Raw genomic sequence first — 12,832 nt, forward strand, 5'->3', positions numbered from 1 at the left:
TGTGGTTAATAGCCGCTGGTCAGGCGGCTTGACTATCTTGAACTAATTCAGTTTTTAGCTGCTCAACAAATGGCAACCAAACATAATTCCAAAAATCCTGACATCTTGGATCTATCTTTTTTGCATCTGGTAGATACTCGTAATCACTAAAAACTTTCCCAAAAAGATGATGGTCAATCAGCTCTCTAAAGTACAAATCACCAGAGTCATGGTCGGCGTTCAGCATATCAACCCACGCTTCACGAGCTTCCTCTTTGGTTAAACCTTCATACTCTCGGCGAGCTTCAATGATTCTCTGTTTTACTTGGATCGGATACAGCTCTGGTGCTTTGATGTAGAGCTTATAATCCGTCAGTTTTTTCATGCAGTAGTTAAAGTCGATTTTTGCTAGAAACTCTTTTGGGTTACATCCGCAGTGCGTCCAATTGTGAGCAAAAACGCCATAGTCGGAATTTATGGTGATACTGACTGACTCTTCACCACAAATTAAGAATAAATCTCCCCATCCCTCAAAGGTATTATGGCGAACTTGGTAAAGCTCTGCTGATGCTTTGATTACTCTGTCCATGGCATACCCCTCTCAATTTTCTCACCTACTACCAACTGCTTTGATAAATACTGATCGACAACTTGAACCGCATTGCTGTAAGCCTTTAGCTTACTGGCGTTATCCGCTTGAGCCTGATATGGGTTCTCATCAACAAAACGGACGACAGGCATCCCTATTTGATAGCGCTCCATGCTTAAACTCCTTCCGGCAGATACAGGCGCACTCGGTTTAATGTGTGCCAACACTTTGCCTCACCATTAAACAATCCGCCCTGAGAAAGCTTTGCGCAGCCCTGCGGAAGCTGTTCACCGCATTTGCTGCAGGTTCCTAGCTGCGCTTGAATCTTGGGCATATCTTTGTGAGCCCGAAGAATGCATGCCTCAATTGCTTCGGTTTCGTCGTAAGGTTCGCCGGGGTAGGCGTAGAAAATTCGTACCTCATCCAGTTTTTGCTTAACGGTTTGGCTTAAAAGCAGGCCGCGAACTTCGTGGTGCTGTGTCTGCTTCTTTTTGGCGCGATAGCGCTTTGCGCGTTCTGCCGCCAATTTCTTCTCACGTTCGTTGCTCATGCCGCTTTACCCCGCGCACGCTTGGTTTTTTCGGCTTTCTTTTTGAGAGGGGCAACAAACTGCTTTGCTCTGTCTAGGCAGAACTCGAAACACTTGCCCCCCCCGTCGTCCGCCAAAAGTCGCGGTGCTGCGGTAGGTTTCAACGGCGAAGTTGGCCGCTTTTGTTGCGTCGGCTGTTTCGTGGCCGTCTTTTTCGAGGATTTCTCGGATGTTGCGGTGTATGAACGCTTCTTGAGAGTTTCTAAATTCGATGGTACTCATTGCACTTTCCTTTTAGGGTGAGTGCCCGTACTCAGGTATATGGCTTGTCAGGGTGGTCAGCCCTGTATATACTTGATTCCGAGGCGTTAAGTCTCATTGCACAAAGATTGCCCCTGTTGGTTTGGTCACCGATAGGGGCTTTCTCTTTTCTAGCCCTGCAACTGGTGTTGTGATTCGGCCAGTTCGGTTCTTCTTGCGTTAATTGCAGAATGCAAGCGTGATGTTTGATTGCGGATGCTCTCAAATAGCGCGGCTTGCTGTTCATTGAGCCAAAGCTCTATCTTTTTCGCCTTAGCGATGTCTTCTTCCATTTGCTCCGCTTGAATACGTAGCGGATCGTCTTCACGAAGCCCAGATACCTCTGCTTTAAACTGGTGAGCAAAACAGTTCGCTACTTCAACGGTTTGAATTAGCTGTTTTGCAAAATGCAAATTGATGCTTTGCAGATTGGTGTCATTCATCTAAAAACTCCTGTATTTCCTATCCCAAAAGGGAGTGAGGGCGGCTGGTCAGGCCGCGAAGCTCATTGCACAAGTAAGTTCTATACGTGTTTCGGTTATCGATTGATACAATTTCTACAACCTGAGGTTATTGTAACCTGAGGTTGCAATCTGTCAACAACCCAAAGTGTCATTTTTAGTGAATTTTGAGTTTTGTTGCATAAAGTTCAATTTAGATATGCATACTGTATAGCTCTTTCTCATATGGAAATTGTTGTGTAGTCATGGATATAGAAGAGGTTTGCGATCTAATTGAGCGCAAGGAAAAAGTTTTAGTTCGATATTTCGGTGGTAAGTCACCAGGAGCGAAACGCCTGATCGCACCTATTGCAATCGTGGATGATGTGAAAGTCAGGGCGCGTTGTTATTCGTCAAATCGTGTAAAAGAGTTCTTTGTTGGCAAACTTGTTATGGCTGATGAGTCCGACAATGGACTCGACGGTTTGTATCTTGCCCCGCAGCCAGCAAAGGAATTTTCGTCCCTTGACGAAGTGGCCGCTTTTTATAAAGACACGCTGGAATCGTTAGGTTGGGGCGTAGAGGTTGGAGCTGAATTTAGCGTATTTGGATTCTTTAAGAATGGTCGAATGCGCCGAACTCCTTCAGCAAGTATTAGCTTCCTGATGGAAATAGGGGAGGAATTTATTACCGATCCTAATTTAGTTTCAGTATCTGAATTTGCCACAAATAAAAGGCCTTGGTGCGTCAGAGCGAAAGGTAAGAAAACCACTAATTTCCGCGAACTGAGCAAAGCAGCTCAGAAATTTATGGAATACGTGATTGATTTAGACTCAACAGGAAAGTAGTCAATGGAAATGCGTCAGTTAGATATCATTAAAAAGATAATAAAAAAGCGAATTGAAAGTGGAAAGTCGAGTTTTGATAGGCAAGATAAGACATTGATTATCCCAAAGGTTTCTTATGATAAAGTGTCTATGAAGGGCAGTCTGAACAATGAAGAATGGGCTTTTCATGTCGGTTACTGTTTTCGTGATGCGCTAGACCTTCAGTATTTAAAAAGAAAGCGTGATAAAAAAGATGTATACCTTTGGACTCAAGGACCAATAATTTCGTTTAAAGAAGGGGATATGCTCGATAAGAAGACGGGCGATATCGCTTTGCAGGTTAAAAATGCTTTGCCTATGGGGTGGAGCGAAGAGAAAAACGAAATGTATTATGGGTTTGTGATTTATCGTGAATTTGATATTGCAAGTAACACTTACAAAGGTGAGAAACGAGTTAACCAGCTTGAATTCTTGGATATTTTAATTAACGGCCATGACTATCAGATTCAAGCGGGTTCAGGGCTGTAGCTTCCAATAACCACACCACATATTTCAATTCCCTCACCAAAAATCGGTTGGTGATGGGGATTGAGCGCTTTTAGGTATCTCTCTCCAAACTCATTCATCGCCAATTCTTTGAACGTAAAGCCAAGCTCAGTTCTGGCCACTACGCGATTGCGTGGCAGCGCTTCTTTCTCTGGATCAACATAAATAATTGTCCCTTCTGGATAGCTTTTCCCGTAAGGCGCAGTCATAGAGTCGCCAACAACTCTAAGGGCGAAGGTGCTTCGAGATGCCGATCTATTCGGGCACAGTATAGTTTCACAATCTTGGGGTAATACCTGCGACTCTGAATTACAAAATGCTCCAGCTTGTACCCAAGACAAGATGGGGACTTCAAAGCGCCTTGGGGATGTCCCGTAATTTGTGGTGACTTCTTGGACGGTGGCACCCAGAGATCCATTTACTTCATCTGCAAACAATGCTTCAACCGAGGTGTTGGCAATAACCGCAAGTTCTCCGATGCGTTTAGTTTCAGGCATTGCTTCACCAACCAGCCATTTTCTAATAGCTGTGATTGATAGTTTGTCACTCAAGCGATCTTGTATGTACTTCGCTCTACCTCGAACAGGTATGCCTGCTTTGTTGCACGCATCGTTGAGTCTGTCTGCAAAAGTTTTATCAACCATGTTTTTGTAACCCATGTTGATCTCCTTTAGTTAACCATAGGTTATTTTAAAGTTCTTTTGCTTACTTATCAGTTGTGTTTTAATATAGAAACCAATAGTTGCAAATGGGGGCATTATGCATAACATAGTCAGCAATGTGAGGTTTGAGTTTTTCAATGGCAGTTATTCCAAGATGGCAGAAGTTTTTGGCGTCTCCTCAATGGCCGTTCGCAAATGGGAGGCATCACAGGAGTTTCCTGCCAAACATGGCCGTATGCAGCAGGCGCATGAACTGACAGGCATTGACCATAAAATTCTTACCCCATCGGCATTTATGGTGCCAGATGATTTTCAGTATAGGTTACAGAAGTTTCGTGAAGCAGCGTGATTCTCGGCTTTCTGTATGAATAAACAGTAAGGAGTAAATATGACCATGAGCTTTAAGGCGGTGCTACGCAACGCGATTGAGGGCTGGCGAGCTGAACTGAGCAAAGAGTGCATTGCTCATAAGATCGCCAGTGCTTACTACAAGCTGGGACTCGCCAACGAGGTGGATGCTCAGCGCAAGGAATTGCTGAAAGTACCCGGCAAGGACGACAAAAACAACATGCAAAACTTTTTCCGCTACAACGAGCGTTCGTCGGTAGAGGCAAAAGCGACAATGATGGATTTGTTACCTGCGGTAATTACGGCAATGCCAGCTGAAAGAGCCTGCACGGCTTTGAATCAGTTTTTGAATCCGCTTGGGTTCTCGGTGGCGAAGATTGGCGCAAACCAAACCACCTCGAACCGCGATCAGCTGCTGGCAAATTTCAGTAAGGAATCGAGCGAGGCCTTTCGCGCGTTTTTGCTGCTTCCTGAGTCTGCGTCGATTGACCAACTGCGCTCGGCTTACAAGGAAGTGCAAGAATCGGCAGGTTCTCACGAGCCGTTATTGAACTACTTGGAAAAGTTAATCGCGTTAAAGAGCTGACCACTCTGCTAGTGACGCGTAACGATTGTTTAAGTGAATTTTGGAGAGCTTTGTGCAATGAGCCTTTATTTAATTTTTGTCGGTGGGCTGCGGTTTTATGTAACCGTGACGCCGCAAGGGAAACGTATTGTGCCGCGTGATGAGGCGGCAGTGATTTGGAACACGATGCAGGCGCACAGGGTGGCGGTATGAGTATTAAATACATGTCCACCATTCTGGACGTTGATGCGTTCACCTGCACGCAAAAGATTATTTTGCTTTGTTTGGCAGACTATGCCAATGACGATGGTATGGCGTGGCCGGGTAAATCGGCCATCGCTAAGAAGAGTCGTGTTTCACCCTCTACGGTGAAAACTCAAATCAAAAATTTGGTTGAAATGGGTGTGCTTTCTGTTCGTCGTCGTAAGGCGGAAGAGAGCAAAATTCATGACACAAACGTGTACTGGATCAACCTAAAAGCCATCATTGATTTGGGTGCTACCTCGGGTAGTGATGACCCTAGGGTAAATTCTGACCTAGGGCAAATGACGCAAGGGGGTAGGGCGACAGCTGGCCCCAAACCATCATTAGATCCATCAGATAATAATAGATCCCCCCTTAATCCCCCCGTTGAGGATTCTGGGAACAATTCGGCACCTCAAAAACCCAAGCGCAATGCGAGTGTGAAAACCAAGTTTCCTGACCAGTTCGAAGTGACATCGGAAATGCGTGATTGGTATCTCCAGCAGACAGATTTTGTGTTGGAGGTTCGTGTTGCTACGGACCAGTGGCGTGATGCGATGATTGCTCGTGGTTCGACTTACAGCGATTGGGTGGCCGCTTGGCGCAATGGGATGCGTTTGCAGAACCAGTGGGCGAGAGAACGCGCAGTGCCGGCACGCGGAAATTCAAAGATTTCTCAGGTTGAGCCATTTTCAGACCAAACCAACCCAGCCGATTACGGACCACCGCAGTGGTTTATCGATCGTCAAACCGGAGGTGAGCAATGAACAACTTCTACCAAAAACTTCGCCAAGCGATGCCTGCTCATGTGGTGCCGTACACGCAGGAGCAAATGACCCAGATCAGCCAGCTAGCCACTCAGGCTAAGGACCGAGAGGTGTACGAGAACTACCAGCAAAGCAAGATTCAAGATTTGCTTGGCCGTAGCGGTGTTGGCAAAAAACACCTTAAGTGTCGGTTTGATAATTACATCACGGACAACCAAGGGCAGCGTCAAGCGTTCAGTGTTGCGCGTCGCTGGGTGTCTGAGTTCTTAGATGGCAACCAGAAGAATTTTATTTTCTCTGGCTCGACAGGAACGGGTAAAAACCATTTGGCTTGTGCGATGGCGAATGCGTTGATGAAGCGTAAATACACGGTGTTGGTGATTACTGTCGCTGAGCTGATGATGAAAATTCGCGACAAGTACAACAAGGAATCCAAGGTTACAGAATCGCAGTTCTTGAAGTACTTGGCGAGTGTGGATCTGTTGGTGCTTGACGAGGTAGGCGTGCAGCGCATGAACGACCATGAAGCAATTATGATCAATACGATTATTGATTCACGCTACACCAACGAGAAACCAACGGGCGTTCTAACCAATCTCAAATCGGATGAGCTGACTCGAGTTCTTGGTGAACGTGTGATGGAAAGGTTGCTTGAGAACTGCGAGTGGGTGGGTTTTACATGGGATAGCTACCGTCGCCAAAAACAGAATCTTAAGGGGGTGGCGTGATGCCAATTCTTGTTCACTCAACAACGCCAACTCAAGACAAAAACCGTTGGGGTACAACGTGGGAATGTTTTGAAGATGGCCAAGCCCTTTACGGTCGCCAGTTTAAATTGGATGTTTGCGCAGAGCCTGCAACGGCCAAAGTGAATCGTTTCTACACTTCGCTTGAATGGTTGGAGCAGCGAGCAGGGAATTATGACCAGCGCGGCATTGGTTTTTGCAAAGAGGATTTTAACCCGCACGCGAAGATCGTCGGCTTTGATGCGCTTAGCCTGCCTTGGGAGAATGATTTCTGGTGTAATCCGCCGTTTGACTTGAAGCAGTTTTTTATCAAGAAAGCTTTTGACGAGGCTAGAGGCGGCAATAGCGGAATGATGTTACTGCCTTACGAGCCTGCTACCGGATGGTGGCGCGAGCTGGTTGATGGCAAGGCAACTGCGATTTACGAACCGGATGGCCGTTACAACTTTTACGACATTGATGGTGTAACCAAAAAGACAGGGGTGAATTTTCCCTCTGCGTTCGTGCTCTGGACTCCTCACTTCACGCACTACACTCCAAGAATCCCGTTTTCTCGCGGTGTGGCTGATGAGTTGGGCATTAATTTCCGCATGCGATTAGGGGAGGCGGCATAGCATGAGACCTGAAACGTTATTGGCTAAGTTCGATTTAAAAGGCATAAATTATCAACCGGAAAAAGGCGGCAAGGGTATTTTTACGTTAGAGGATCAGCTCGCGATGGTGGGCATTACTTGGAAGGAGTCACCAGTTGGCTTTCTGGTGCTGTTTGTCGAGCTACTGGACAACGCTCAATCTCGTCGCATGCTGGAGAAAGCAGTATTGGCCGAGGTGTACTCACTAACGGGTGATTGGAGAGGGCAAAAGAGCGATCTCGCCTTTGCCGCAATGGTGAACGCAGCCGTGACAGAGGCAATCACACCAATGGGGCAGATCTGTTCTTGTTGTGGTGGTAGTGGTAAGTACCTGAGTGCGAACCGTCACTACCGTGATTGTTTGCACTGCCAAGATGGCCGCGTAGCTTGGAATGTGGAGAGCCGTTTCGCGGCAATGTGTGCTTCTAAGTTTGTTTGTACGTTCTCAGTGTTTAAGCGCAAGTATCACCCTGTACTGGAGCAGCTGTCTGTGTTCTTGTCTGGTAAGCGTAACGCAGCCATGCTGGCGCTGATGGATAGAATCGAGAGGGAGGAAGCGGCTTAGGAAAGTATTAAGTTTAGTAGCGTGAGTCTCGCTATTGCTAGAATGTGCTTCTACTACAGCAGGCAATGAAGTACTTTTTATAAAACAAATATTGATACCTTTCTTGCTGCTACTAAGACGAAAACGCCCCTCGCTGGGCGTTTTTTTGTTGGTGGGTGGTGATATCTATCTCCATATGCAATAAGAATTATGCTCTGGTTATTCAAGTTGTTATGATGATTATCAGTTATATATCTTAATGGACTTATGGAATGAGAACGAGGTTTAGAGATTTCAAATATAAGGGCTTTACAGGAACAGTTGAACGACTAGAAGATGGTAGTTTTTCTGGAAAAGTTAACGACTTAAATGAAGGATTTTCCTATCTAGCGCCTTCACATTCGGAGTTGGAAGTTCAATTTAAAAATCGCGTTGATTACTTTTACGAGTTGTGCACGATGCTAGGTGTCGAGCCTGAGATTATTGGAAGGGTGAAGTCTCGCTCATGGCCCTACTTTCTTTTGTTTCTAATTGCAGTTTTCGTTATGGCAGGTCTTCTGTGGTTTTATGCTCACGAATTCCCATTGAGTGAAGTTGCGAGTCAATCTAACTCTAAGCTTGACTGGTTTGATAAGTCGGGATCCTTCTTTAACAATTATTCCGCTCCTCTCTTGTCATTTCTCTCTTTTATGGGGCTGCTGTTTACTATTTACCAACAGAACCGAAGTCATCAATTGTCCTTGAAAGAATTGGCTTTGACACGGGAAGAGTTAGAGCTGACAAGAAAGGAAATAGAGAAAACAACAATTGCTAATGAAGAGCAAGCCGAAGCACTACGTCAACAAGTTGTAGAAGCGCAAAGTGCTGCAGCAGAACAAAAGGCGTTAGCTCAAGAACAGAGGAAAGCGACACAAATTCAGCAGTTTGAAACTAGCTTTTATGCGTTGCTGGCTGAGCATAATCAAGCATTAACAGAGCTGATAAATGCAGCTAAAGGTAATAATGACGATATAGTGAATATAAGTAGCATTGCTTTTTACTCGATGCATGACTGCTTAAAAGAAATTCAGGATAATGCTCAGCTTTGTAGATATTTTCGTATGCTTTATCAGATACTTAAGTTTGTTGTGACCAACCATGTAAGTAACTTAAATCGTGATTTTTCAAACGAATATTTGCAATCCGATGTGTCAGAAGAGGAAAAGCGCTACGCTAGTCTCATTCGAGCAATGTTGCCTCAGAACGTTTTGGGCATTTTGGCGGTAAATTGTTGTGCTGGATATGAGCCTGAGCACTCATATCATAAATATTTTCTGGTGTTACAAAGATATTCCTTTTTAGAGCATTTGAATGTTGATACAGCATTGACTTACAGAGAAATGGATTATCGACACCCAAATGCCATGGCTATCGTTATTCAAAGCTATAGTCCCACAGCTTTTGGTACCAGCGAGAGTTTGGTAAAGCTGGAAAAGAAGTTTCGGAAATATTTAGAGTATGAAAATCCGGAAAGTGATCATATTATCTTTGTCCTTGGAAAGGGTAAGAAAGGTAGCGTTTACGAAAAGATGACGAAAATAGAACATGCATGGAATTGTCCATTTTGGGCGGTGCTTAATTAATTTAATCACTACATCTAGTGGGTGAGTGTTGACATTCACCCCAATATGGCGCACTATTTCCACGATGCAAAACCTCGCCCACTCGGCGGGGTTTTTGTGTTTCTAAACCTTGACTGACGTTTTCGGCACCTTCGGGTGCCTTTTTTATTCCTATAAAACAGGAGCCGGACTCCTATGGTTTCAACGCTTTTGAATTGGTGGCAACAGCTTCAGGAGTGGAAAGGGCGATTAATAGTTTATCTTGGCGGTGGTGGTATCAGTTTTTTTAGTGAAAGCGTTACGGCTCGTGCGAGAGAGGTTGCGGAAGCAGCTGCTGCTATTCCTGACCCGGTTGTTTTTAATCCATACACCACGGCTGGGCTAGTTTTTGTTGGTGGTCGCTTGGTCTTCGATATTTTTGTGTATCTCGACCAGCGTCGCATGAAGAAACGGAGAGAACGAGATGGACGCAAAGCAACTGACTGAGTTTGTCGTAAGGCCTGAACTTAAGCGTCTTGGCCTTTGGAGTGAAGCAGCAGAGCAACTGGTTATCGGCACTATTTTTACTGAGAGCCGAGGCAAGTATCTCAAGCAGCATGGGAATGGGCCAGCGCTTGGCATTATCCAAATGGAACCTGCCACGCACGATGATATCTGGTTAAATTTTCTGAAGTACAAACTACGTCTTGCAGCGAAAGTTCTAGATTCAATAGGTAATGACTTTTTCTTGGACAGGGCGAATCCGCCAGTTGATGCAACTGAACTTATCGCAAACCTGCGTTACGCCGTGGCGATGTGTCGAGTGCATTATCTTCGTGTTCCTGAGGCTTTGCCGCCTGCAGGTGATATTCCTGCGTTGGCTCGGTATTGGAAGAAGCATTACAACACGCATTTGGGTGCTGGTGCTGTTTCTGATTTTGTCGATAAATTCCCGAAAGGGATTATTCACTAACAGGCGACTTCGGTCGCCTTTTTTAATGGAGAAGAGCTATGAAGTTATTTATAGCATTTTGCACGTTGTTGCTTCCGTGTGTAGTACAGGCATCAACGCTTGAGTCACCGCCACTTTATGACTTTATTGTCTCTGTCCTTGGCCCGCAAGGGGTTAGCGCCGTGGCAGTATTCTGTGTGGTTGGATATTTGTGGGCCATGGTTCGTCAGATGATAAACCCTGAGCAACTTTCAAAGTTGCCTAAGTGGCTAATTGATCTTCTAGAGTTTTTTGCTGCCAACAAAGGTTATGCAAAAAATCTTGAGCATCACGATCCACAGTTCATCAAAAGGATTCGCCCAAAATGACATGGCTCAAAGCTATCCCCATTCTCGGGGATTTGGCACTGAAAGGTGTTGAGCTGTGGGAGCGGCGTCAAGCAGCTAAGGCTTCACAGGAGCGTGAGACAAAGTATGAACGGATTAAAGCGAATTCTAGTGATCGGCATAGTGAGCTGTTTGGTGATGCCTCTGGCCGGATGCGAGTCGATAAAGACTCCGACTCATCCGGTCAGCTGTAAGCCAGTCGCGCCGATGCTTGAATGGTATTACGCCGATGATGAAGGCGGTGTTTATTATCCCAAGCGTTCGGTTGATAACTTGATGATTTATATCGAACAGCTCAATGACTGCATTGATTACTACAACATCAATCCCGGTTAGCTTGGCTTGATGTGGTCGAGTGCTACTGACTGCACTTGTTATCCGTTAAGTCAGGTTGTGAACGCAGCTTATCTCGCAACTGCCCAGATTAAAGGGAGAGAGTAGCTTTGGACTAGCGATCCATTAGTGCATCAGTAGCTGTAAAGATGAAAAAGGCTGCTTGCTGCCTCAAAGCAAGCAAAACTCTCACCGCCAAGAGCAAAAAGTGCATTCATGATTAGGCGTAAGCCATTGTCTCAAGTGCTTACGGCGGTGACCCTATTAAATGCGCGTCAGCACCTCGCTGTTTTAGAACGTTAGCTGTGACCACGAAGCATTAACCATGCTTACTCCTTACGTGTAAGCGCGATCTGAAAATCAAAAAGGTGTTAGCCAAGGTTGAAAATCCTACATTAACGGCAACGTCAGCCAGAGGCGAAAAAGCGGCGTGACACTGGAGAGACAGGCTAAGCGGTTTATATCTATGAAGACAGTAAGATTACGTATTTCAGATGCGAAAATTAAAGAGTACTTGAAGAGTGATACTGTCACGAGGCTTAGGGATGAGAGGTATGCTCTTGAGCTGCGTTTTCATAAGTCTCGTGAGAGTGCTACTTGGTGGCTGATAGACAAACGGAAAAACAACGGCAAGCTTGGAAAGCCTAAATGGGAACGTTTGGGCCTTTGGCCTCGTTTGAGTGCCAAATCGTTGTTTGAGCTGTTGCCCCAAAAAATAGCGAGAATGGCGACAGAAACCGACCAGATTGTGACTGACTGGACGTGTTTCGGGGATTGTTTGCGCTGGTATGTTGAGCATATTGATTCAAACAAAGACATTTCTGCAGAACGGAAAAGCGCGGTGCGCTCGGTTGTGTTTAACCACTTGATTCCCGCCCTGAATGATTTGCCGTTAACCCATGTTCGTAAGCATCACATTAAAGATGCATTGATCTGGCCATTACGAGAGCGCTATGAACTTAGAACGGTTAAGGGCTATTTTGCCATTCTGAAAGCGGCGTTTAATCAGGCGTATCGAGAAGAGCATATTGCTGCTAACCCTATGGCTGGAATGGTGTTTAGCGATTTCATCAAAAAGAAAATCACGCCCAATGAGGGCAAGATTCAGTCTGATGATGTGCGTGAATTGCTTGAGCGTTTAAAAGACGACATGCAGCAAAAGCAGGTGTTTATTTTGATGCAGTTGGCCCACGGCACGCGCATTCGTGAAACACGGTTGGCACGTTGGAGCCATATTGATTGGGATGAGGGCATTTGGCGAATTCCGGCTTGTAACGCTAAGAACGGTGAGGCTTTGGTATTGCCATTGACTTGGCAGGTGAGAAATCTGCTAATTCGTTATCGTGCCACTCAATCCGAAAAGCAAAAGTTTATTTTCCCGAACTCGAAAGGGGATGCGCCTATTTGTAAAGATACCGCCAATGATATCTATGCAGAGTTCAGTGCAGGCGCATTTACTAGCCACCATTGCCGTAAGCTGGTCGGGACACGATTAACCGATCTTGGTGTTGATAAGTTTGTGCGTGAACGAATACTCAATCACAAGATGTCAGATTTAGACCAAGCGTACATACATACGACGACAGAAGCCTTAAAACTCAAGGCCTTGCAGACCTATCACAACTGGTTAGATCTGCAGGGCTTTATTTTTTTTCATGGGAAGACAGAGGGAAGATCTGAAAACATGATCATTTAGGGTGAGTTTAGATCTTTCAACGGCTCGCGAAACTCTTGCCGATTTAACTCTTAAGAAAATCGGTAAATTCTAGTGATTGTGGATTGTTTGGAATTCTAGATGGCTAAATAGGCCAAAAATCAAGAAAGGACCAGAAGGGAGTTTTCCCCTGTTTACCCTCAAAACCGC

At 45.4% G+C, this 12,832-nt stretch carries 21 protein-coding genes; 15 read left to right on the plus strand and 6 right to left on the minus strand.

What is annotated here, in order from left to right; all coding sequences use genetic code 11:
• Positions 1 to 19: 19 nt before the first annotated feature.
• The 5 genes from I3X05_RS06615 to I3X05_RS06635 form a co-directional block, all read right to left on the minus strand.
• Positions 20 to 568, minus strand: a complete 549-nt coding sequence (locus I3X05_RS06615) for a hypothetical protein (protein ID WP_337971036.1) — start codon at positions 566 to 568, stop codon at positions 20 to 22.
• Positions 556 to 741, minus strand: coding sequence for a hypothetical protein (locus I3X05_RS06620; protein ID WP_337971037.1), 186 nt, complete (start codon positions 739 to 741; stop codon positions 556 to 558). The genes I3X05_RS06615 and I3X05_RS06620 overlap by 13 nt, the downstream gene beginning before the upstream one ends.
• A gap of 2 nt (positions 742 to 743) precedes the next feature.
• A complete protein-coding gene (locus I3X05_RS06625) occupies positions 744 to 1,118 on the minus strand; it encodes a hypothetical protein (protein ID WP_039437021.1) in 375 nt (124 codons plus the stop codon).
• A gap of 6 nt (positions 1,119 to 1,124) precedes the next feature.
• Complete coding sequence (locus tag I3X05_RS06630) at positions 1,125 to 1,379, minus strand: hypothetical protein (RefSeq protein WP_337971038.1); 255 nt, start codon at positions 1,377 to 1,379, stop codon at positions 1,125 to 1,127.
• Positions 1,380 to 1,528: 149 nt separating this feature from the next.
• Entirely contained in the window at positions 1,529 to 1,840 is a 312-nt protein-coding gene (locus tag I3X05_RS06635; protein WP_039437026.1) for a hypothetical protein, read from the minus strand.
• A 263-nt stretch (positions 1,841 to 2,103) separates the two neighbouring features.
• Between I3X05_RS06635 and I3X05_RS06640 the strand changes: the two genes are divergently transcribed.
• Together I3X05_RS06640 and I3X05_RS06645 are read left to right on the plus strand one after the other, a co-directional pair.
• Positions 2,104 to 2,685, plus strand: a complete 582-nt coding sequence (locus I3X05_RS06640) for a hypothetical protein (protein WP_337971039.1) — start codon at positions 2,104 to 2,106, stop codon at positions 2,683 to 2,685.
• Between the two features lie 3 nt (positions 2,686 to 2,688).
• The gene (locus tag I3X05_RS06645; protein WP_039437031.1) at positions 2,689 to 3,192 is read left to right on the plus strand and encodes a hypothetical protein; all 504 of its coding nucleotides are present in this window, start codon (positions 2,689 to 2,691) and stop codon (positions 3,190 to 3,192) included.
• Here the strand turns inward: I3X05_RS06645 and I3X05_RS06650 are convergent.
• The gene (locus tag I3X05_RS06650; protein ID WP_337971040.1) at positions 3,171 to 3,869 is read right to left on the minus strand and encodes a LexA family protein; all 699 of its coding nucleotides are present in this window, start codon (positions 3,867 to 3,869) and stop codon (positions 3,171 to 3,173) included. The genes I3X05_RS06645 and I3X05_RS06650 overlap by 22 nt on opposite strands.
• 100 nt (positions 3,870 to 3,969) lie before the next feature.
• Here I3X05_RS06650 and I3X05_RS06655 point away from each other — a divergent pair, with 100 nt between their 5' ends.
• The 13 genes from I3X05_RS06655 (at position 3,970) to I3X05_RS06715 (ending at position 12,664) form a co-directional block, all read left to right on the plus strand.
• A complete protein-coding gene (locus I3X05_RS06655) occupies positions 3,970 to 4,221 on the plus strand; it encodes a hypothetical protein (RefSeq protein ID WP_039437034.1) in 252 nt (83 codons plus the stop codon).
• Between the two features lie 39 nt (positions 4,222 to 4,260).
• Positions 4,261 to 4,806: a hypothetical protein gene (locus I3X05_RS06660; RefSeq protein WP_332205466.1), complete on the plus strand. Its 546-nt coding sequence runs from the start codon at positions 4,261 to 4,263 to the stop codon at positions 4,804 to 4,806.
• Positions 4,807 to 4,994: 188 nt separating this feature from the next.
• Entirely contained in the window at positions 4,995 to 5,795 is an 801-nt protein-coding gene (locus tag I3X05_RS06665; protein WP_337971041.1) for a helix-turn-helix domain-containing protein, read from the plus strand.
• The gene (locus I3X05_RS06670; RefSeq protein WP_337971042.1) at positions 5,792 to 6,523 is read left to right on the plus strand and encodes an ATP-binding protein; all 732 of its coding nucleotides are present in this window, start codon (positions 5,792 to 5,794) and stop codon (positions 6,521 to 6,523) included. The genes I3X05_RS06665 and I3X05_RS06670 overlap by 4 nt, the downstream gene beginning before the upstream one ends.
• Positions 6,523 to 7,155, plus strand: a complete 633-nt coding sequence (locus I3X05_RS06675) for a DNA N-6-adenine-methyltransferase (RefSeq protein WP_337971043.1) — start codon at positions 6,523 to 6,525, stop codon at positions 7,153 to 7,155. The genes I3X05_RS06670 and I3X05_RS06675 overlap by 1 nt, the downstream gene beginning before the upstream one ends.
• 1 nt (position 7,156) lies before the next feature.
• Positions 7,157 to 7,738, plus strand: coding sequence for a hypothetical protein (locus I3X05_RS06680; RefSeq protein WP_337971044.1), 582 nt, complete (start codon positions 7,157 to 7,159; stop codon positions 7,736 to 7,738).
• 251 nt (positions 7,739 to 7,989) lie between these two features.
• Complete coding sequence (locus tag I3X05_RS06685) at positions 7,990 to 9,339, plus strand: putative phage abortive infection protein (RefSeq protein ID WP_337971045.1); 1,350 nt, start codon at positions 7,990 to 7,992, stop codon at positions 9,337 to 9,339.
• 174 nt (positions 9,340 to 9,513) lie between these two features.
• Positions 9,514 to 9,804: a hypothetical protein gene (locus tag I3X05_RS06690; RefSeq protein ID WP_263236438.1), complete on the plus strand. Its 291-nt coding sequence runs from the start codon at positions 9,514 to 9,516 to the stop codon at positions 9,802 to 9,804.
• Positions 9,782 to 10,270: a hypothetical protein gene (locus I3X05_RS06695; RefSeq protein WP_337971046.1), complete on the plus strand. Its 489-nt coding sequence runs from the start codon at positions 9,782 to 9,784 to the stop codon at positions 10,268 to 10,270. The genes I3X05_RS06690 and I3X05_RS06695 overlap by 23 nt, the downstream gene beginning before the upstream one ends.
• Positions 10,271 to 10,308: 38 nt before the next feature.
• The gene (locus tag I3X05_RS06700; protein ID WP_337971047.1) at positions 10,309 to 10,617 is read left to right on the plus strand and encodes a hypothetical protein; all 309 of its coding nucleotides are present in this window, start codon (positions 10,309 to 10,311) and stop codon (positions 10,615 to 10,617) included.
• Positions 10,614 to 10,829 carry a hypothetical protein gene (locus I3X05_RS06705; RefSeq protein WP_337971048.1) on the plus strand — a complete coding sequence of 72 codons (216 nt, stop codon included), beginning with the start codon at positions 10,614 to 10,616 and terminating at the stop codon, positions 10,827 to 10,829. The genes I3X05_RS06700 and I3X05_RS06705 overlap by 4 nt, the downstream gene beginning before the upstream one ends.
• 13 nt (positions 10,830 to 10,842) lie before the next feature.
• Positions 10,843 to 10,971: a hypothetical protein gene (locus tag I3X05_RS06710; protein ID WP_337971049.1), complete on the plus strand. Its 129-nt coding sequence runs from the start codon at positions 10,843 to 10,845 to the stop codon at positions 10,969 to 10,971.
• Between the two features lie 463 nt (positions 10,972 to 11,434).
• On the plus strand, positions 11,435 to 12,664 hold the full coding sequence (locus I3X05_RS06715; protein ID WP_337971050.1) for a tyrosine-type recombinase/integrase: 1,230 nt from the start codon (positions 11,435 to 11,437) through the stop codon (positions 12,662 to 12,664).
• The last annotated feature ends 168 nt before the right edge of the window (positions 12,665 to 12,832 follow it).

This window comes from Vibrio navarrensis, assembly GCF_015767675.1.
Lineage (GTDB): Bacteria > Pseudomonadota > Gammaproteobacteria > Enterobacterales > Vibrionaceae > Vibrio.

Bases quoted from the DNA above. Each gene is read 5' to 3' on its own strand.
- I3X05_RS06695 (WP_337971046.1), top strand. From the start codon at position 9,782: ATGGACGCAAAGCAACTGACTGAGTTTGTCGTAAGGCCTGAACTTAAG.
- I3X05_RS06700 (WP_337971047.1), top strand. From the start codon at position 10,309: ATGAAGTTATTTATAGCATTTTGCACGTTGTTGCTTCCGTGTGTAGTA.
- I3X05_RS06650 (WP_337971040.1), bottom strand. From the start codon at position 3,869: ATGGGTTACAAAAACATGGTTGATAAAACTTTTGCAGACAGACTCAAC.
- I3X05_RS06705 (WP_337971048.1), top strand. From the start codon at position 10,614: ATGACATGGCTCAAAGCTATCCCCATTCTCGGGGATTTGGCACTGAAA.
- I3X05_RS06620 (WP_337971037.1), bottom strand. From the start codon at position 741: ATGGAGCGCTATCAAATAGGGATGCCTGTCGTCCGTTTTGTTGATGAG.
- I3X05_RS06640 (WP_337971039.1), top strand. From the start codon at position 2,104: ATGGATATAGAAGAGGTTTGCGATCTAATTGAGCGCAAGGAAAAAGTT.
- I3X05_RS06675 (WP_337971043.1), top strand. From the start codon at position 6,523: ATGCCAATTCTTGTTCACTCAACAACGCCAACTCAAGACAAAAACCGT.
- I3X05_RS06630 (WP_337971038.1), bottom strand. From the start codon at position 1,379: ATGAGTACCATCGAATTTAGAAACTCTCAAGAAGCGTTCATACACCGC.
- I3X05_RS06635 (WP_039437026.1), bottom strand. From the start codon at position 1,840: ATGAATGACACCAATCTGCAAAGCATCAATTTGCATTTTGCAAAACAG.
- I3X05_RS06645 (WP_039437031.1), top strand. From the start codon at position 2,689: ATGGAAATGCGTCAGTTAGATATCATTAAAAAGATAATAAAAAAGCGA.
- I3X05_RS06715 (WP_337971050.1), top strand. From the start codon at position 11,435: ATGAAGACAGTAAGATTACGTATTTCAGATGCGAAAATTAAAGAGTAC.
- I3X05_RS06690 (WP_263236438.1), top strand. From the start codon at position 9,514: ATGGTTTCAACGCTTTTGAATTGGTGGCAACAGCTTCAGGAGTGGAAA.
- I3X05_RS06710 (WP_337971049.1), top strand. From the start codon at position 10,843: ATGCTTGAATGGTATTACGCCGATGATGAAGGCGGTGTTTATTATCCC.
- I3X05_RS06655 (WP_039437034.1), top strand. From the start codon at position 3,970: ATGCATAACATAGTCAGCAATGTGAGGTTTGAGTTTTTCAATGGCAGT.
- I3X05_RS06660 (WP_332205466.1), top strand. From the start codon at position 4,261: ATGACCATGAGCTTTAAGGCGGTGCTACGCAACGCGATTGAGGGCTGG.
- I3X05_RS06685 (WP_337971045.1), top strand. From the start codon at position 7,990: ATGAGAACGAGGTTTAGAGATTTCAAATATAAGGGCTTTACAGGAACA.
- I3X05_RS06665 (WP_337971041.1), top strand. From the start codon at position 4,995: ATGAGTATTAAATACATGTCCACCATTCTGGACGTTGATGCGTTCACC.
- I3X05_RS06625 (WP_039437021.1), bottom strand. From the start codon at position 1,118: ATGAGCAACGAACGTGAGAAGAAATTGGCGGCAGAACGCGCAAAGCGC.
- I3X05_RS06680 (WP_337971044.1), top strand. From the start codon at position 7,157: ATGAGACCTGAAACGTTATTGGCTAAGTTCGATTTAAAAGGCATAAAT.
- I3X05_RS06615 (WP_337971036.1), bottom strand. From the start codon at position 568: ATGGACAGAGTAATCAAAGCATCAGCAGAGCTTTACCAAGTTCGCCAT.
- I3X05_RS06670 (WP_337971042.1), top strand. From the start codon at position 5,792: ATGAACAACTTCTACCAAAAACTTCGCCAAGCGATGCCTGCTCATGTG.